This window comes from Amycolatopsis sp. cmx-11-51, assembly GCF_047608665.1.
Lineage (GTDB): Bacteria > Actinomycetota > Actinomycetes > Mycobacteriales > Pseudonocardiaceae > Amycolatopsis.
Window position 1 is genome coordinate 1300141 of the sequence record NZ_JADNQO010000001.1, and the last position, 14650, is coordinate 1314790.

The following is a 14650-nucleotide window of genomic DNA, read 5'->3' on the forward strand; positions in this document are numbered from 1 at the left end:
GGTACCTCCCTTACGTGAGGGTGATCTCGAGGTGCGCCAGCGCGCTGGGGTGGTCGAACGTGCTCGCGGTGATCACGGTCGCCAAGCGCTCGGCCGGCGTGCCGGGCCACACGGTGACTTCCGAGCCAGCCGGTATCGCCGGGCCGGGCCGGGTGATCACGGTCGTTTCGCTGATGGTCTCGGCGCCGTCGGTCGCGCGGACCAGGCGCCGCCGGTCCTCGACGTAGGCGCGGCGGACGGTGAACGGCCGGCCGAACGTCGGCCCGTACGCGCCGGCGCCGGCGTAGGGCTTGACGGTCACGGTGTGCGGGAGCAGGAACGCGGGCATGGTCAGCGCCACTGGGCGACCTCCTGCTCGACCGGGCCGTCGCCGAGCAAGCCGGCCGCGGTGAGTATCTGCATGGCCTCGGGTGACAGCCGGGCGGCTTGCGCACCGCCGGGTGTGCTGGCGGCCGCGGTGGTCGCTCGGGTGATGTTCACGGATCCGATGCCGGCGGAGGTGAACCGGGCGGCCGCGCCGGAGTCGTCGCCGGTGTCTTCCCACCACGCGACGGTGGCGCACGTGGCGTCGCGTACCGCAGCGCGCACGTCCGGGTCGGCCGGGTAGCCGGCCGGGTCGGTGAGATAGACCGCGGCGACGAGCAGCCAGTCGACGAGCTGTGACGCGCGGGCGAGCTGCCGGGTGATGCCCTCGGGTGGGGTGGTGATGTCGAGCCAGTTCGCGTAGTCCTCGGCGGTCGCATACGTGCGCGCCACGGCGACCCCCTCTCGTTCGGTGGAAGCCGCGGCCGGCGCCCGGTCGGGGCACGGGCGCCGGCCGCGGCGGCTACTTCGCCGGCGTGCGACGGCTGGTGCGCTTCGTCCCTTCCGGCTCGGCCGGCGGGTTCTCGGCCGGCGTCTCGTTGGCGGGCGCGGTGTCGGTCGGCGGGTCGTCGACGTCCGGCTCGGCGGGTTCGATGTCGTCCTCGACCGGGGTCACGGTGTAGCCGTGCCGCTGGAAGTAGGCGAGCGCGTTCTCGTCGTCGGTCTCTCCGCGGCCAGCGATGAACCGGACGCCGGCGACGGTGCCCGTGTAGCCGTCGACGGGCGTTTCGATGATGTGTCGTGGCATCACTGCACCTTGATGTTGCGGAAGACGGCGGCCGCCTTGGTGGCCTTGAGCGCGACGGCGACCGGGCCGAGCTCCACCTCGCCCTTCTTGACAGCGCCGGCGAGGGTGAAGTCGGGCAGCCAGCTCTCGACGAGCTGCGTGCCGACGGTCGCGACCCCGTGGAAGCCGTCGAGCCCCACGCGGTAGGCGTAAAGGTCGGTGAGCCCGGTCGCGGCGGTGCCGCCGACGGTCCGGCCGAGAATCGGCACGATCGGGTTGTTCGTGCCGGCCTTGGCGCCGGCGTCAACGAGCAGCACCCCGCCGTAGGTCTCGCGGACCACCGGCCGGCCGTTGACGCCGATCAGCCCCTCGACCGGGTCGCGGGTGTACATGCCGGCGCGGCGCGCGGCCGCCCGAACCCGGGCAAGCGACTTCGCGTTGCCGATCACCACCGACGGCGCGCCATCGAGCAGCGAGAGAAACTCGTCGACGGCGTCGAGCGCCTTGTGCTCGGCGCGCGCGTTGGTGTCGAAGTCAGTCCAGTCGGTGACCTGGCCGGCGCGAAACTCCGTCGTCGAGCCCACGAGCGCCTTGTCGAGCCCGTCGAAACCGTTGGTCTCGACAGCGGTATCGCCGTTGATCACCGCATCCTGAAACCGGGTGTTCGCGGCCTTGATCTTCTGTGACATGTTCAGCGACACCGCGGCGGACGCGGCCGGGCCGACCTTGGCGATAACCCGGTCGATCTCGAACGCGCCACCGAGCACGGCCAGGTTGACCGAAAACGGGGCGGTGGTGACGTTCTGCGGCGCGTACTCCGCGTTGAGCGCGCGGAAATCCGCGGTCGGCTGCGTGATCAGCCGACGATACCCGTAGGTGAGCGTCGCGCCCCCGCCGGAGGGGTTGACGACATCGTCGAAGATCAGCGAGTCGAGGATCGCCGACTCTTTCCGAAACTCGTCGATCACGGCCGGGTCGTAGTCGGTCTGTGCGTTGTTCTTGGCCTCGGCCAAGGTCACGGGCATGGAACTCTCCTAAGTGGTCAGTTGCCGTAGTGGCGGGAAATGGCGTCCGTGAGCGACTTCGCGGCGGGCTTCTCGCCGGACCCGCCGGCGTGCTGCCCGCTGCTGCGCGGTGGCACCTGGCCGGCGGCGCGCAACTTCGGGTTGTCGGTCACGGCCTTGGTGATCGCCGCGCCGACCTTGTCGGCGAAGTCGGCCGCGGTGGGGTCGAGCTGCTCGACCGCCGATACGAACGCGCGCGAGTCGACCAGCGCGGCAGGGTCGGCGCCGAGCGGGCCAGCGGACTTGAACACGGCCAGCTCGACCGCGGCGGCGCGTGTGCGCTGCTGTTCGGCGGTGACCTGCTGGGCGAACTTGGCCGGGTCTGCCTTGTCGTCGTCGCCGGCGACCAGGCCGAGGGCTTTGCCGATGTCCTGCGCGAGCTGCTGCCGTGCCTCGTCGGCCGCCTTCGTCTTCGCGGTCGTGCGGTCCCCGGCGTTCTCGGTGCGCAGGTCGCGCACCATCTTCGCCAGCGTCGCCGGGTCCAGCGCGGCAAGTTCGTCCGCTGCCGCCCCCTGCTTGGCCGGCGCCGGCGCGCTCGGCTGGGCGGTGGCCGACGGCTGCTCACCGGTCGCGGGCTTGCCGGTGGCGCTCGGTTCGCCGGGCGTGCCGGTCGGTTCACCGGCGGGAGCACTAGCGCCGGCCGGGGTGATGGGTGCGGACACGGTTGCCTCCTGGGCGGTCGTGGGGTGGGAAACTCGGTGCCTGGCCGAGGAAACGGGGTGTCCGCGTTGTTGACATTCTCTGCAGATGGGATCTAAGGTTGTCAACAACGGCGACAAACTATAGGGGGCGAAATGCAGGCACTGTTCGAGATCGGCCCGCTGCTCGAGGCCGAGGCACTGCGTAAGCACATCGCCGACCAGATCGCGGGTCAGGTTGACATCTGGGATGCGTGCGCCGAAGTCCAGGCCGAGCGCGCGGTGGCCGAGCCGGAATCATTTCCTTGGCCGGAACCTGTCGGTGCGCTCTTCGCGCGCGACGACGTCATCGGTGAGCCGGTGCTCGCGTGAACCCGCGGCGGTACCTCGGCGCTTCCGGGGTGGCTGAACGGCTAGGAGTGAGTCGCTCAGCTGTCAACAAGTGGCGCGAGCGCTATCCGATGGAATCGCCGCATCCGTTCCCGCTGCCGGATGTATTGGTCGACGCCACGCCAGGATGGGCTTCGGAGCGGCTGTCCGAGATTGAGCAGTGGCGAGCCGGATTGCCTGGCCGCGGTGTGAAGGCGAAACCGGGGCTTCCTGCATAGCCGGGCGCCTTCACGCTGTCCCCTGTTGAGATTGGCGGGTAGTCGAAGTGTCCTATGGGGTCACAGGTCGGAACACGAGGTAACGACCGTGCGCCTTATCGCGACTGTCCGTTATGACAGTTGCGGCGTTCGTCTTATCGATCATTGGCGCCCTCGCCGGTGCTGGAAGTCTTGGGTGGGCGATTGCCTCATGGGTGCGGCTGGCGGTCGTGCTGCCGTCGAGATCAGCGTCGGCGGCGGCAATCGCACGTCGGGCGTTATGGTGTCCTACCCACCTAATACGCCACCCGAGGTATTGCGCGACACCGTGATGCAAATACATAACGCCGACTACTTTGGTGTCCTGTTCACCGTCCGAAATAAGGGCAGGACTCCAATCACGGTGGACCGAGTGGAGCTTCAAGTCGCGCCAGGCGTGACGCTGTACGTGCCACAAGGGGGAGTTGTGGGCGACACCTTGCCGAAGCGCCTCGAATCGGGCGAGAAACTCCTGTGTGGCATCGAGTACATCGACGTCATATCGACATGGAACGCCGTCAATGACGTTCTGAAGAGGCAAGCTCAGAAAAGTGTTGCCTACGCGTATCTTGCAGCCGGCAAGAAGATCAGGAGTCGCAACTCTATTGCGATCGGCAGCACTCACGGGTCTGACATCGAGGACAAGCCTCGATCAGCAGCGTAGGCGGCTTGTCCATTGTGGTAGCCCTGGCGCCACACGCATGCGAGCGCGAGCGGTCCGCGCTCGGCGTTCTCCCGGCGGGCGCGTTCGGCTGGCGTCCGCGGGCCGAGCCACTCGGGCGTATGCGTTGGCGCGTAAGGGTTCGGCGTCGGTGGCGCGAGGCCGTAGCCGGCCGCGTAGCCCTGGTCGCGAGCGGCACGGACCTGCTCGGCCGTTATTGCAGCCACGACTCACCCCCGGTGCGGAACCGTTCGCCGTTGCCGCCGTCGAGTTGCTCGGCGACGAATTGGTCGAATGTCACTCTACCGTTTTCGTCCCACCACTGTTTTAGCTCCTCGGATGCCCAGCGGCGGGCGTAGGTTTCGTTCTGGCGCCACAGGTTCCGCGGGTCCAGCCCTGCGCGCTGGCCTTCTGAAGTGAGAAGGAACCCGTTGGTTGATGCCTCGGCGGCGAAGTAGTCGCGTTCGAGTCGGTCGGCGTAGGCGGCGCGCGCGAGTTCGTCGAACCCGCGGCCGCGGTAGCCCTCGCGCCGAAACCGGGCGATGGCGTCCTCGCGGCGCATCTTCTCGACGTCCTTGTCGAACACCTCGGCGTACGCCTGTTCGTAGTCGAGGCCGGTCTCGACGAGCCGGTCGACCTCGGCCCACTTCTCGGCTTCCGGATCGTCGGCGACCGCGTCGGCGTACTGCCGGTCGGCTTCGCGACGCTCCAGCTCGGCGATTACAGCCTCGACGGCGTCCTCGTCGTCGCCGACTTCGGCGAGCCGGTCGCCGAGCTGCTCGTCGGACAGCTCCCTCAGGTCGACCGGCGCGGCCGGTGGCGCGGCCCGGCGTGCGATCTCGTCCCGTACGGCCTGTTGCGTCCGGCTGACCTGTCCGGGCTTGCCGAGCAGTTCGGCGCGCTCGGCGAATACCCGGTCGGCGACGGCGAGTTCTTCGTCGGACAACTCGGCAGGCGTGCGCTGCTGCGCGGCGAGCGCGTCAGCGACGGCGTTGTCGGCCGCGGCCTTCTCCGCGGTGAGCCGCTCGGCCTCGCGCCGGCGGGCCTGTTCGGCGGCGATGGCGTCGAGCCGGTTCTGCTCGGTGTTTCCGTCGGAAACAGTCTCGGCGAGCTGGTCGCGCCGGCGCTCGGCGGCCCGGAGGTCACCGTGTCCGAGGTTGACCTGCTCGCGGTAGCGCTTGCGGTTGAGTCCGGTCCGCTTCACGTGCTCGCGGATCTCGGCTTGCGTCTCGCGCACCCGACGCTCGGCTGCGCGGCGCTCGTCGTCGGTGAGCGCGGCCGCGGCCTTGCGCTTGTTCCGGCGCACCTTGCGCTCGAGCGCGCGCAGGTCTTCGCGGTCTTGTTCGGCCTTGGCGTCGTGCTCGCGGACCTCGTCGAGCTTGGTCACCCCGGGCAGGTACGGCACGAACTGATGCCGACAGTTCGGGTGCATGAGCCCCTCGAGCCGCGCGTGCTCGACGGTGGCGGCGACGTCGATGGTGACTGTCTCGTCGGTGAGGGTGTGCTCGACCTGGCGCTCGCCGGCCGCACCGGACAACGCCAACACGCGCCCTTCCCAGCGGGTACAGAGCCGGCAGGCATGGCGCGAGCGGGTAATCGTGACCAGCTCGACGCCGGCGGAGGCCATGCGGGCGAGGTGCCCGTCGTTCCACGCGCGCCCGGTCGCTGTGCGCACGGCCATCTCGACGTAGCTCGCGAGGTTCCAGCCGCGGCCGGATCGGTCAACGAACCCGGTCACGCCTTGGGAGGCGAGTCGGTCCCACGCGGCGCGCTGCGCAGAGTGGATCGTGCCGGTACCGAGCAACTGATCGGGCGCCGCGGCGGCGACCGCCGTTTGATAGGCGTCCTGCTGCCAGCGCAAGACGCGCAGCGGCAGAGCCTCGAGTCGGCTGGTGAGGTCCGCGGCGAGGATGGTGGCCGCCTGCATTCCGGGCACTACGCCGGCGATCTGCTCGAGCTGCTCGGACGACAGCGCGCCGAGTTCGGCGAGCTGCGCGAGCCCTTGCTCGGCGCCGGCCTGCCACGCGGCGAACACGGAATCGACGGCCGCCTGGCCTCCCTGCCCGGTGACCTGCGTAGCGATCCGCTCAGCGGCGATCCGAAGCTCACGCGCCGCGGCGGCCTTCTGCGCGGCCCACTCGGGCACGTTCTGGCCAGCGCGGACCCGGCGGGCGATGTCGCCGAGCAACCGCGCCTCGGCCTGCGTGTACAGGGCGAGAATGTCCGCGGCGAGCTGCTCAACAACGTCAGCCGGTGTTGTTTCGGCAGAAGGAACCCACACGGCCGCGCGCCTCCAACCCCACTTGTAACGCGCTTTGGTAGAAGGTCGACTACCTCACGTCATGCGAAGCCACGGGAGGGTGCAATGGTCGAAAGTGAGCAGACAAAGAGCGTCAAGCCGGAATTCAGAATGGATGCCCTGTTAAGCAGCTTTGGCGCCGTCGCGCTGCTTGCAGGCTTGGTTTTCGGGTTCACCCGGCAAGGCAGCGATGGAGTTTGCGGCTCCGTACTCGGCGGAGGTATGGGTGGTGGCGGCTACACCTCGGTGGACACAGGTTCGTGCCAAATCAGATTGCTGCCGGCGCAGCAATGGACTGAACTGCTGATAGTGGGCGCCTTTATGGCGTTGATTGCCGGAGCTGTTCTCTTCTCACTCAAGCGGCATAACCGTTGATCCATCGAACTTGGCAGGGTCGGGCACGGTCCGGCCGGACTCGGTGAGGATGGCGGCGACCTCGGCGCGCACTTGGTCGTCGTCCCAGTCGGGGTGAACCATCCGTACCCGCACGTCGGTCGAGGCGGCCTCGGCCGCGCCGAGCGCCTGCACCGTCCGCGCGAGCGCTTCGGGGTCGGGTTGCGTCCGGTCGGGAAACTCGACCTTGGGCAGCTCGGACACTGTCGCAGTGCCGCCGAACGCGTATCGGTCGATCTCGACCAGCGCGGCGGAGATGTGCGCGAGCCCGGTTGCCCAGTAGCGCGCCTTCTTGTCGCGGGTGCGGTTGCTCAGCTTCTCGCGGGCGGTTACCTCGGTCGCGGTGATCGAAGCGTCGCCGTCGTTGTCACCGAGGGTCGCCAGCGAGTAGCCAGCGGCGCGGAGCGCGGTCCGGGTGATGTCTTCGGCGGTGTCGCGGTGCTCGGCTACCCGGATTGCGAACTGGTGTGCGGAGACGGTGAGGGTGTCCGAGCCGCCGCGCGACAGCGCGTTCAACTCGGTGTAGACCTCGCGGTCCTCGTCGAAGCTCGCGCCGCGGCCGGCGCCGTTGTCCTGCAAGTACCCGGTGGGCACCAGTAGCCGGGCCTTGGCGATCCGGACGTCGCGCATCCAACTCGTGTAGACCTCGTCGAGCGCGTCGAAGAGACCTTCGACCCCGTCGAAGTCGGACCGGCCCAGCGGGGCGAGTTGCGGGGTGCCGCGCCACACCCGGTTAGGTCGGACGTTGGGCACGTAGGCCGCGACAAGCCGGCCGGTACCTGTGGCGATGCTGCCCTCGGTGTCGACCAGCGGCGCCGCCCACTCGGTCGCCGGCGACTCGGCCAGCGGCACGACGTGACCGAGTTCGGTCTCGGTGCCGACGTGCAGCGCGTGCACGATCCGGCCCGGTTCGTAGCGCTCGAGGTGGCGCCACACGGCCGGCCCGTCGACGCGCACGCGCGTGTAGAAGGTGACCGCGGACAGCTCGCCCCAGCGCCATTCGGGCACCGCGGCGTCGGCGTGGACGGCGTCGAGCATGGCGTGCTCGGCCACGTCGGCATCCCAGACCACGCGCAGGTAGGCGCCGCCGAGCGCCGAGGCGATCTCGGCCGCCTCGAGCAACCGCGAGTGCATCGCCGGCGAGTTGAGCGCGAGGTCGAGCCGGGCCTGTGCCGCGGTGTCGCCGACGACGATGCGGGGCGGTTCGGAGAACAGGAGGTCGGCCGAGGCAGTTGCGATGTCTGCGGCGAGAGGCACGTGCAACCGCTGTCGCGTCTGGCCGGCAGGGATCGGCCGGCCCCAGAAGAACCGGGCGAGCCCGCCCACCAGGCCGCCGCGGTAGGTCGACGGCCGCAGCCGGGGTGTAACGGCGCGCCGGCGGTCACCGGTGTAGACCTCGACGAGCCGCTCGGGATCGCCGGTGTACCAGGCATCCCACTCGCGCATACGCGCGTGCGCGTCGTCGAACGGCGGGGGAGGCCAGGAAGACGGCATGACGTACCCCCTTTCACCGGAGCAGGGAGAAACGTGGGATTCATCAAGCAGGCCAAGGCAGACAACATCGCCAAGGAGGCGCAAGACGCGTTCGCGGCCGGCCGGTACTTCTTCGCCGCTCGGCTGAACTGGCCGGCGACGCACCACTTCTTGTCTGGCGAGGTCGCCGACTGGTCCATGCAGATCGAGGCGATCGAGCGCGCCGGGTGGGTCTTGTCCGAGTGGGCGGTCGGACAAGACAAGCAGGGCAAGCCGGAGGCGTACCCGGTGTTCAAGCGGCGGCGAGAGCAGGCCGCCAGAACGCCTCAGTAGTCGTCACGGCATAGCGGCCGCCAAACAACTGGCAGCGGCAACGCAAAATTGATTCGGCCCCTCGCGTGCAGGCGAGGGGCCGAGATGTGCGACAAGTGATGTCCGCCCGTTAACAGAACCACAGGTCACGGGCTGTCTACAAGATGTAGACAGCTCTACAGCACCGTAGTTGAAACGACCGCCTTGGCGTGGGACGTCGCGAAGCTCTGGGTGTGTCGGTGCACCAATACGTCGCTCTGGTCGGGCAGCATCATGTCTCGTTGGGGTGCTGCCCGACACAAATTGTCCGCCCGTAACTGAACTAAAGGATGATGAACTTGGTGTGTTCTGGTGTGCTTTCACGTCCGCAGGACTGGCAGAAGCCGCTGTTGCTGGTCGTGATCATCTTGTTGGCGGGCTTGCTAACTTGGCTCGGGACTCCCGCTGTCGGCATCGTGGCAATCATCGGTGCTGCAACAGCTTCTGCCGTCCGCATTGCTCCGCCCGTAAAGCGTCGTCTTCAGGCGCCGTAGACATATGCAGAGGTGTGCTCTTCTAGTCAGGCGGCAAGCAGGGCTGGCCGCCAGAGCGCCTCGGTAGTCGTCACGGCGTAGCGGCCGCCGTCGAGTGAGTGATCAGCGATCTTGATCGGCTTATCCTCGCCGGCGGCGGTCGCTTTGTCGTCCCACGAGTAGCCGGGTACCTCGGCGATGAAGCCGCGGCATCGGTCGGCCACACGCAACCGATCCTCGGCGAGCAGGCTGGATACGGTCCGGATGCCGTAGGCGACGTCGTTGTCGGCGGCTTGGGTGAGCACGCCGTCGGACTGGAGTTGCACGCGGAACGACGCTGCGGCGGGGTCGACGACGACGAACTCGGGGCGGCCCTGCTGCCGCGGGTGGTGGTCGAGGTCGAGCCACTCGCGCAGGCCGGCGGCGAGCTGGGAGTCGGTGAGCCGGGTTCGCGCGTGCGCGGGATCGTGGCGCCACTCGTCGACCAGGTACAGCCGGTCGTCGGCGCCGAGACCGAGCAGCAGCGCTGCGGTTGCGTTCGTAGTGCCGTAGTCGACGCCGGCGGCGAGCAGGCGCCGCAGTTCAGGCAGTTCGGCCCAGGGCACGACGTGTCGGTCGGGGTCCCACATATCGAACACGGCGCCCTCTGCGGCGACCCACTCGCCGAGGATGAAGCGGCGGAACCACAGACCGGTGTACTCGCGGCGGATGCTCGTGCGGTAATTGGCGGACAACGAGGGGTTGTCGTCGAGGGTGAACGCGAACGAACGCCAGTCTGGTAGCTCGGCGAGCCGGTCGAGGTAGTCGTGTTTCAGCCAATGCGCGGGGTTGTCGGGGTTGGTGGTGCCGAACAACTGCGCGCCGGGAACGGACATGCGGCCCAAGAGCTGCTTGAAGAAATCGCGGGCCACGACGGTGACCTCGTCGACGTACGCACCGGCGCAGGTGAGCCCGCGCAGAACCTTCTCGGCCTTGCTGTCCGAGGCGCCGAGCACGAACACTTGCCGGCCGAGAATCCAGCCGGACGGCGCGCCGGCGGTGTAGCTGACGTGCTCGGCGACCGCGCCGAACAAGCTTGGGTCTTGCAGCGGCGCGAACACGTTGCGCGCGACCGAGTCGCGGGTGCGCCCGACGACGACGAGTTGCCCGCCGCGGGGCGCGTGCGCGACGTAGATCAACCAGCGCAACAGACTCGCGATGGTCTTGCCGGAGCGGATGGCGCCCGACCAGATGTTCACTCGGGCACGCGACTCGCGCATCGACTCGACTTGCGCCGTCGAAAGCGGGAGGTGAGCGGCCATGTACTCACCCCGCCGTAGCATCCGGTGTCATGGCGGTAGCGAGTTTCGTCCTGGCGTGCCTTGCCTTGCTTGTCTCTGCTGCGTCGGTTGGATGGCAAGTGACCGTCTGGAGGAAGACCGTTGCACAGGTTGTGGTCCGCCTCGACGAAGCGGACGAGTACAACGGCGATGAGGAAGAACACCACGTCATCGTGGTAGCGACCAACGTCGGTCGAGTCGCAACCACGATCAACGAGGTCGGCCTCGAGTTTCACGACGTTAGTGAGCCGACCAGCGAGGTCATGATCTATGGAGTTGCGAAGCTCGCCGAATCAGGAGCGACGGACTTCCCCAAGCGACTAGAGCCAGGGGAGGAGTTCCAAACTTCTTTCACGACGGCGCAGGAGTGGCATGACTTGGCCAAGGGCCGACTCATCGGAAAGGTAACAACTCAGGGCTACATCAGGGCTGGCCTTGAGAAAGTCCAGTCGCCGTACTCGGTCAAGTTGCGCACTCCGCTTGACTAGGTCGTACCCGTGACGATACCGAGTGCGACAGCAAGCCCGTCAAGCATCGACCGAGCGCCCTCGGCGCCGGTATCGGCGTCGACCTGCTCGAGTTTGGCCGCTGTACTTAGGTGGGTCGACATCGCGCTCGCGAGTGCCTTCTCGTCCGGGGCTGGGACGTGGTCGAGCGCCTTGCTTTCAATGCCGTTGATCGTGGTCGCGGTGAACGTGTACTGGTCGGCCTCGAGGCGACCGAGGATGCGCTCGGCGCGGCTGTAGAGCCGGCCGACGATGTCGGCGCGGCGAGACCGGTTGTCGACCTGGCGAGCGTGGGTCGCGGCGGCAGTGGCCGAGCGGTCGAAGGACAGGCCGAGCGCGCGGGAGATGCCGGTAACCGTGGATGGCGAGCGGTTGATCTCCCGGGCGATGTCGTTGCGGGTCTTGCCCTCGGTGTGCAGCTCGCGGACGCGTTCCCGGTCGGTTTCGGTGATCAGATTGCGCGGCAAGGTGATCACCTCGTCCTGGAGCAGCAGACAGCCCCGGACCGAGGGGGGAGGGTGGTCCGGGGCTGTCAGATCGTGGTGTGGGTATAGCTCTCCCGCTGCCAATCGCCAGTTTAAGCACAACCGGCCGGTTCGCGGGTTACACGATCTTGCCGAGGGCCGCGGTTTGTGCGTCGGGCTAATTCGATGGAGCCAACCACTTCAGCCAGGACACCAGAAGATCGGCAATCATAGCTCGCGCTTCGTGAACCGTCATGGTGTGCTGCGGGGCACCTGGGGGCATGCGGGCATGCCGCGCTGCGCCGCCGCTCACATGCGGCGAGTTGGCCGAAACAGTAAAGGCGCTAATTTCCTGCCTTGTCTTCCACTTTTTCCCGATCAGCTCATGCTGACCGCCGACGTTTTCTCGGATTACTTCAAAAATCTTATACAGTCTGAACCAGTCGAGGACGTCATTTTCGCCCAAGAGAAGTGCCAATACTTCGGTTGCGTCAGAGTGTTCGCGTGCGGCGGCGAGCAGGTCAGATGCTGGAGACGGCCTGCGGGCGCCGGTACCGGCACCGGTTGCGACGGCTGTGGCGTTCAGTGCCCCGAAAGACCCTAGTGCGGCCTGCGCAAATACGATCGCATGTTGTTTTCCATCGCTCTCAAATTTGCCGGTCAGGTCAACGGGTCGGAATTCGCTGTCGAGCACTCGCGTGATGCCGTTAATCAGCGTCAGTTCTTTCTTGGCGGCCTCAAATAGCTGGGATCCCATTTCAAATAGTCCGTTGAGGGACTTTGAGGCGAGGTAGTAGGTGCCGTTCTCGTTGGACGTTACGGCTGGGTCTCCGCCTCCGAAGTGGTGAGCGACTGTCTCAAGATCGGATGGTCGTCCACTCAGCCACGCTCTGACAGCCATGGTCAGTGAGCGTAGCTCGACTCTGACCTATCGGCTTCGCGTTGGTGTCATGATGGCTAGGTCGATGACGTCGCCGACGCGGTACCGCGGTCGGCCGTGTTCGTTGGGTGAGCGTTTGGCGAGTTTGCCGGTGCGTGCCCATGTGCGCAGTGTGTTCGCCGACAGTTCGCGGCCGAGCAGCTTCGGCAATGCGCGGGCGATCTCCGCCGCGGTCGCGTGAACGTCGCGCACGGCGTCGAGCAGCTTCTCACGCCGGGCCTGGACGTCATGGTGCATCCCGCACTCGCGGCACGCGACGACTGCTCGCTCGGGTCGGGCGTAGAGGTCGGCCGAGCAGTCGGGGCACGGCCCGCAGTACACGCGCGCCGGTGGGAGGTCGATGGCGCGGCGGACCTGCTCGACGGCGTCGCCGATCTCGTCGACCAGCTCGCCGCCGGCGGGGTGGTATTCGACCCACGATGGGTGTCGGCGTAGCCATGCGGCCATTTCGGGCACGGTGTTGTCGAGGTCGAGCGGTTCCAGCTCGGCGACGGTGAGCGTCGAGCCGTCCGGCGCGGTCTCGCCGGTCGGGACCGACTGGCGTAGGCCGTGCGTCTCCCACAGGTCCCGTACCCACGTCGAGAGCACGTTGTGCACGACGTCGCGGACCTCGGCGGCGCCGACGTTGAACGGTAGACCGGTCTCGGCCGGACGCGAGCCGACCCGCGGGGGCCCTGTGTTGGCGAGTCGGGCGACAGTGTCCTCGAGGTAGTCGACGAGCTCGGCGACGTCGACCAGGTCGGACCGGAGCCGGCCGAGGCACGACAGGCACACCGTGCCGCCGGTGGTGGCGTTGGCGCAGAACGGGCCGGCGCACGTGGTGATCATGTAGTCAAGCGTGGAGCCGCCGGTGTCACCGTCCGGGGGCGTGTTATTCGCCTATCTCAGCTCGCCAAAAAGAGATAAAAATCACGAGTGATTTGGTGCTTCTTTCCAGTCAAGTCCTGGTAGTTATTACCGAGAAGCGCGCGCGCGAGCGCGCCCGCGCGCGACGTCCCCCCGACTTTGCGACGGTTTGCACGAAGTCGATTGTGCGCCCTTTAATGGCGACGGTCGATCGTGTCGCAGCGTTCCCGCACAGGGAGGTGCATCGACGCTCCCGCGCAGAGGTTTCTTCGACATCCGAAGGGCTGCGCGAGAACGAGGAAGGATGCGATGCACGACCGGCCTGGGATGCCTCCCGAAAGACCACGGCGCGGCCTGCCCGACTTGCTTGACGGGTTGGCGTTGGGGGTGGATGCGGTCGGCTGGACGGCTGACACCCTCGGCATAAGCGGCCTTGCCACATGGACAAGGCCGCTTGCCGGGATTCTCCGCTTGGCTGCTAGGACGCTGCGCGGGCGGAGGTAACCCACTTTGGTGGCCGGGTCGGTTGGTGTTCATAGCACCGCCGACTCGGCCGCCTCACTTCGTAAGTGGCAAGCCACTTACGAACGGGGGGAAGGCTACACGAACTATCTAAAAGCTCCCGCTGTTCGCGAGCTGCGGAAACGTACGGCGGTGCCGTTATGCGACCGCGCCGAGCGGCTCGTCGAGTTTGGCCTCGGCCGGGATCGGGAGACCGGGCAGCGCTAGCACGTACTGACCGGCGCCGGTCCACGTGCGACCGCACCGGACCGGCTCGGCGAGCACATACGCGCGCGTGACCGTGCCGCTGCGGCGAGCCCGGAGACGGGCGCGGCGCTCGCGTTCGTACTCGGCGTGCGACGCGGTGCACGCCGAGCAGCGGCACCGGTGCTTCGCGTACCGGGCGTTCGTGCCGTGCGCCGGCCGAACGGCGGGGGCGGGGTGTCCGCTTTGTTCCGCGACTGCGGACCGCTCGTCGGCGTCGAGTCCTCCCCAGATCCCCCACGCTTCCCCGGAGGCGAGCGCGCCGGCGAGGCACAGCTCTCGCACCGAGCACTCGGCGCACACGGCGCGGCACTGGTCGACCTGCTCGTGGGCCGGGTCGATAAAGTCGAGGTCGAGGCGCCCACGGCACGCTGCGCGCAGACGCCACGACGGCCGGCGGGTCACTGGGGCGCCTTATCGACCAGCAGCGGCGCGGCAAGCACCGTCTCGGCGAGGCGGTGCAGTCGGTAGGGCAGCAACCCCGTACCGGGCTGCCGGGCGAGCCCCTCGAACGCGATGCCGAGCCGGCGGCCGAGGTCGCCGTCGACGACGTCCGGCGCGCGTTCGCCGGCCTGGCGAAGCAAAGCGGCGAGCCGCTCGAGCGCCGGAGAGTTGACCGGCGCCGGTTTGGCTCGCCCTTCACCGGAAGTGTCGACCGAGCCGGTGTCGACGCGCGCGTGCGCGCGGCGGCGCCGGCGACCGGTCGCGTGTGCGGTCTCGTCGTCGTGGTTGTTCATCGGTT

General features: G+C 67.9%; 19 protein-coding genes. 5 read left to right on the forward strand and 14 right to left on the reverse strand.

The annotated features are described in order from the left end of the window. Positions 1-10: 10 nt before the first annotated feature. From ACM6LU_RS06505 to ACM6LU_RS06525, 5 genes are all read right to left on the reverse strand, one after another. Complete coding sequence (locus ACM6LU_RS06505; RefSeq protein ID WP_414936622.1) at positions 11-340, reverse strand: hypothetical protein; 330 nt, start codon at positions 338-340, stop codon at positions 11-13. Next, positions 331-756: a hypothetical protein gene (locus ACM6LU_RS06510; RefSeq protein WP_414936623.1), complete on the reverse strand. Its 426-nt coding sequence runs from the start codon at positions 754-756 to the stop codon at positions 331-333. The genes ACM6LU_RS06505 and ACM6LU_RS06510 overlap by 10 nt, the downstream gene beginning before the upstream one ends. A gap of 70 nt (positions 757-826) precedes the next feature. Then, positions 827-1111, reverse strand: a complete 285-nt coding sequence (locus ACM6LU_RS06515; RefSeq protein WP_414936624.1) for a hypothetical protein — start codon at positions 1109-1111, stop codon at positions 827-829. Beyond that, positions 1111-2103: a major capsid protein gene (locus ACM6LU_RS06520; RefSeq protein WP_414936625.1), complete on the reverse strand. Its 993-nt coding sequence runs from the start codon at positions 2101-2103 to the stop codon at positions 1111-1113. The genes ACM6LU_RS06515 and ACM6LU_RS06520 overlap by 1 nt, the downstream gene beginning before the upstream one ends. Positions 2104-2132: 29 nt before the next feature. Continuing rightward, positions 2133-2816, reverse strand: coding sequence for a hypothetical protein (locus tag ACM6LU_RS06525; RefSeq protein ID WP_414936626.1), 684 nt, complete (start codon positions 2814-2816; stop codon positions 2133-2135). Between the two features lie 132 nt (positions 2817-2948). Between ACM6LU_RS06525 and ACM6LU_RS06530 the strand changes: the two genes are divergently transcribed. Then, a complete protein-coding gene (locus ACM6LU_RS06530) occupies positions 2949-3164 on the forward strand; it encodes a hypothetical protein (protein ID WP_414936627.1) in 216 nt (71 codons plus the stop codon). 411 nt (positions 3165-3575) lie between these two features. Next, a complete protein-coding gene (locus tag ACM6LU_RS06535) occupies positions 3576-4082 on the forward strand; it encodes a hypothetical protein (RefSeq protein WP_414936628.1) in 507 nt (168 codons plus the stop codon). On the opposite strand, the gene ACM6LU_RS06540 is transcribed toward ACM6LU_RS06535, so the two are convergent. Then, on the reverse strand, positions 4040-4306 hold the full coding sequence (locus tag ACM6LU_RS06540; protein WP_414936629.1) for a hypothetical protein: 267 nt from the start codon (positions 4304-4306) through the stop codon (positions 4040-4042). The genes ACM6LU_RS06535 and ACM6LU_RS06540 overlap by 43 nt on opposite strands. Then, positions 4294-6360 (reverse strand): phage minor capsid protein, encoded by a 2067-nt coding sequence (locus ACM6LU_RS06545; protein WP_414936630.1) that lies wholly within the window; start codon positions 6358-6360, stop codon positions 4294-4296. The genes ACM6LU_RS06540 and ACM6LU_RS06545 overlap by 13 nt, the downstream gene beginning before the upstream one ends. Positions 6361-6444: 84 nt before the next feature. Here ACM6LU_RS06545 and ACM6LU_RS06550 point away from each other — a divergent pair, with 84 nt between their 5' ends. Beyond that, positions 6445-6753 carry a hypothetical protein gene (locus tag ACM6LU_RS06550; protein ID WP_414936631.1) on the forward strand — a complete coding sequence of 103 codons (309 nt, stop codon included), beginning with the start codon at positions 6445-6447 and terminating at the stop codon, positions 6751-6753. Here the strand turns inward: ACM6LU_RS06550 and ACM6LU_RS06555 are convergent. Continuing rightward, positions 6730-8265: a phage portal protein gene (locus tag ACM6LU_RS06555; RefSeq protein WP_414936632.1), complete on the reverse strand. Its 1536-nt coding sequence runs from the start codon at positions 8263-8265 to the stop codon at positions 6730-6732. The genes ACM6LU_RS06550 and ACM6LU_RS06555 overlap by 24 nt on opposite strands. A 33-nt stretch (positions 8266-8298) precedes the next feature. On the opposite strand from ACM6LU_RS06555, the gene ACM6LU_RS06560 reads away from it, so the two are divergent. Then, positions 8299-8577, forward strand: a complete 279-nt coding sequence (locus ACM6LU_RS06560; RefSeq protein ID WP_414936633.1) for a hypothetical protein — start codon at positions 8299-8301, stop codon at positions 8575-8577. Positions 8578-9115: 538 nt separating this feature from the next. Here ACM6LU_RS06560 and ACM6LU_RS06565 read toward each other — a convergent pair. Further along, positions 9116-10369, reverse strand: a complete 1254-nt coding sequence (locus tag ACM6LU_RS06565; protein ID WP_414936634.1) for a PBSX family phage terminase large subunit — start codon at positions 10367-10369, stop codon at positions 9116-9118. A gap of 29 nt (positions 10370-10398) precedes the next feature. On the opposite strand from ACM6LU_RS06565, the gene ACM6LU_RS06570 reads away from it, so the two are divergent. Beyond that, positions 10399-10875 carry a hypothetical protein gene (locus ACM6LU_RS06570; protein WP_414936635.1) on the forward strand — a complete coding sequence of 159 codons (477 nt, stop codon included), beginning with the start codon at positions 10399-10401 and terminating at the stop codon, positions 10873-10875. On the opposite strand, the gene ACM6LU_RS06575 is transcribed toward ACM6LU_RS06570, so the two are convergent. From ACM6LU_RS06575 to ACM6LU_RS06595, 5 genes are all read right to left on the reverse strand, one after another. Continuing rightward, positions 10872-11360, reverse strand: a complete 489-nt coding sequence (locus ACM6LU_RS06575; protein ID WP_414936636.1) for a helix-turn-helix domain-containing protein — start codon at positions 11358-11360, stop codon at positions 10872-10874. The two genes, ACM6LU_RS06570 and ACM6LU_RS06575, sit on opposite strands and share 4 nt — an antisense overlap. 175 nt (positions 11361-11535) lie before the next feature. Beyond that, a complete protein-coding gene (locus tag ACM6LU_RS06580) occupies positions 11536-12258 on the reverse strand; it encodes a hypothetical protein (RefSeq protein ID WP_414936637.1) in 723 nt (240 codons plus the stop codon). 27 nt (positions 12259-12285) lie between these two features. Further along, the gene (locus ACM6LU_RS06585) at positions 12286-13125 is read right to left on the reverse strand and encodes a hypothetical protein (RefSeq protein ID WP_414936638.1); all 840 of its coding nucleotides are present in this window, start codon (positions 13123-13125) and stop codon (positions 12286-12288) included. 678 nt (positions 13126-13803) lie between these two features. Continuing rightward, positions 13804-14313 carry a WhiB family transcriptional regulator gene (locus ACM6LU_RS06590; RefSeq protein ID WP_414936639.1) on the reverse strand — a complete coding sequence of 170 codons (510 nt, stop codon included), beginning with the start codon at positions 14311-14313 and terminating at the stop codon, positions 13804-13806. Next, entirely contained in the window at positions 14310-14645 is a 336-nt protein-coding gene (locus ACM6LU_RS06595) for a hypothetical protein (RefSeq protein WP_414936640.1), read from the reverse strand. The genes ACM6LU_RS06590 and ACM6LU_RS06595 overlap by 4 nt, the downstream gene beginning before the upstream one ends. Between the last annotated feature and the right edge of the window lie 5 nt (positions 14646-14650).